This is a genomic window from Deminuibacter soli, from assembly GCF_003412455.1.
Lineage (GTDB): Bacteria > Bacteroidota > Bacteroidia > Chitinophagales > Chitinophagaceae > Deminuibacter > Deminuibacter soli.
Map to the genome: position 1 here is coordinate 1 of NZ_QTJU01000023.1, position 3,002 is coordinate 3,002.

Here is a 3,002-nt window from a genome sequence, read left to right on the forward strand (position 1 = left end):
ACCAATGGCGTTATCGTCTGGAGCAAAGCTATTGGCTGGAATACGGCTAACGGCGAGTTGGGAACGGACATCATACCGGTTGGTGACAATTTTGCTTTTACGGGTCAGTACAATTTTGCCGGTGGAACAGCGGATTGGCTTGTTGGCGTTTTAGGCAGTGACGGATCATTACTGTGGAGCAAGCGCATAGATTTTAGCAGACCAGCGCATGATGATATCAATCTATCCGGCTCATCAGATGTGGTGGCCGGCATGGTAGATGATGGCAATGGAAATTTTTCCGTGCTCGGCTATGAATCAAATCAACGGGATGCAACGGGCTACGACATTAGTTTATTGCAATTTGCCAGTGACGGCAATATGCTTGATGAGGTGGGATACGATTTACAAGGCAGCTACAACTGGCCTTCGGAAGTGTATAAAATGCCGGATGGCGGCTACCGGATAACAGGTGTAAATACACCGATCTATGACGGAGCACATCCTGCACCGTTCCTGTTGACCATAAACCACGACTTAACTGTAAAGTCATGTGTTTCCCCGGGCAACCCGGCAACTTCCGGTAATGGTGGCTATACACGGATCCTTCCTGCAGCAGATGGCAACAGTTACCATTTCCTGCAAACCAATAATGCGCCTGGCGCCAGGGATATTCACTTCGCCCGCATTACTGAAACGGCCACCGCTGCCGGCAACAGTTATCATGCAAACGTAAATCACAAGGCTGGTGACCAGGTAGCTTATGCCATTGTGCAGCAAAAAGACAACGCTTACTGGTTAGCGGGTGCAAGTGATGGAAAAGCCTTCCTGATGCGTACCGATGCAAGCGGGTTATCGGGTTGCACAGATTCCGATACTACTTTAAATTTCACGAACATTGCTGCCACTTTTATAGACCTGAGCACGAATCTCAATGTCGAATCGCATGCGGATGGCTTGTATTCCTCCGGTCTTGCCGCGAGTGAGCTCAAAATGACGGTTAACAGCACCTTTTGTGTGGACCTTCCTGATGCGCAAGCCAATGTGGTATACACTGGCCCTCGCCTTTGCGGCAAAAGCAGCCCGCTGTTCCCTGAAATGCCGCAAAAGGCGATCAACAACTGTTCCGACAGTGCCTACAACCTGCTAAGCACCAGTAGCGCAATTTTAGAAGCATACGTGAACAATATCAAGGGTCAGTTTGACAGCACTTATATGGCTACGGCATTGCAGGCTTACCAGCACGAAACATTCACGGTACAACATACCAACAGCGAATACCAGTATACCCTGTACTATTACGATCAGGCAGGTAACCTGGTAAAAACCATCGCGCCACAGGGTGTAAACCCGGTGCGCCGTTTAACCTGGCTGGATAGCGTGCGCGCTGCCCGTACCGCCGGTACGGCACTGGTACCTGCACACAGCATGCCTACACAGTACCGGTACAATACGTTGAACCAGGTGGTGGCACAACAATCACCCGACGGCGGTGCCAGTTTATTCTGGTACGACAGGCTGGGCAGGCTGGCCGTATCACAGAACGCCAAACAGCAACCGCTCGCGCAATACAGTTATACCAATTACGATTACCTGGGCAGGATCACTGAGGTGGGCCAATTATCCAGCAGTGCGGGTATGACCGACGATATCAGCCGCAAAGCCACCGCACTACAGCAATGGAAAGCTGCATCAGGTGCATCGCATGAACAGATCACACGCACCCTATACGACCTGGTGCCTGATGACCTGACGATCGACCGGTTCTTAACCCCTGCCAACCTGCGTAACCGTGTAGCACTGTCTGCTGTATACGATAATGCGTCAGACCTTACTGCTAACCAATACGCATCTGCCACACGCTATAGCTACGATATACATGGCAACGTAGATACCCTGCTGCAGCAATACAATAAAGGGGTAATGAACGATGTCAATGGTAATGCTTACAAAAAAGTCGTATACGATTATGACCTGGTGAGCGGCAAGGTTAACCAGGTATCATACCAGCCCGGCCTGAAAGATGCCTTTTACCAGAAATACGAATACGATGCGGAGAACAGGCTGATTGATGTACGTACCAGTCTTGACAGTACTTACTGGGAGCATGATACACGTTATGCCTACTACCGGCATGGACCTTTGTCGAGGGCTACCCTCGGACAATTGCAGGTGCAGGGACTGGATTATGCCTATACCTTACAGGGCTGGCTGAAAGCCATTAACCCCACGGTGTTGCTAACCGGCGGCACCAATGGCAATGGTGCGGGCTGCGGCCCTGCATCCACCACGGCCACAGACGACCTGGTGGTCAACAGCCGCAGTGCCTCGCTGCCCCTGCAATACACGGCCCGCAATACCATCACCTTTGACGACGGATTTGAAACGGCAGCCACTGACACACTGATCACCGTCATCAACAGCAACCTGACAGCCTGTACCACCCCTGCTGCTGACGTGAGGGATGGCGACAGCCAAAGCCAGGTATCGAAAGACGCGCTCAGCCTGCTGCTGAATTACTATGCAGCCGATTATGTAGCCATCAATGCCAAACTGCCTGTTACCAACCTGCAGCAAAGCCTGGGCAGCTCTTACAGCTCGTTGTACAATGGCAACATTACCAACCTGGCGGTAACAGTGGCTAAACTGGGTGGCCCGATGGTGTACAATTACCGTTACGACCAGCTGAACAGGCTTACCAATATGGACGCCTTCGCAGCATCTTCGGCTTCATTTACCAGCCTTCAAAGCCTGAATGGTGATTTTAAAGAACAGGTCAGCTATGATGCCAACGGCAATATCCTCACCTACCTGCGCAATGGCAACAGCGGAGCAGGTACTGGTCTGGCCATGGATAACCTGGTATACAACTACAAGCCCAACACCAACCAGCTGGATTATATTAAAGACAATGCTGCCAGCACATACAGCAACGATATCAAAGACATGCAGCCAGGCAACTACCAGTACGATGCCACCGGCAACCTGGTAGCAGACAAGAACGATCACATCAGCTGGACGGT

General features: G+C 51.2%; 1 protein-coding gene. It reads left to right on the forward strand.

The annotated features are described in order from the left end of the window. On the forward strand, positions 1–3,002 hold a 3,002-nt coding region (locus DXN05_RS24815), incomplete at both ends, for a hypothetical protein (RefSeq protein ID WP_211330143.1).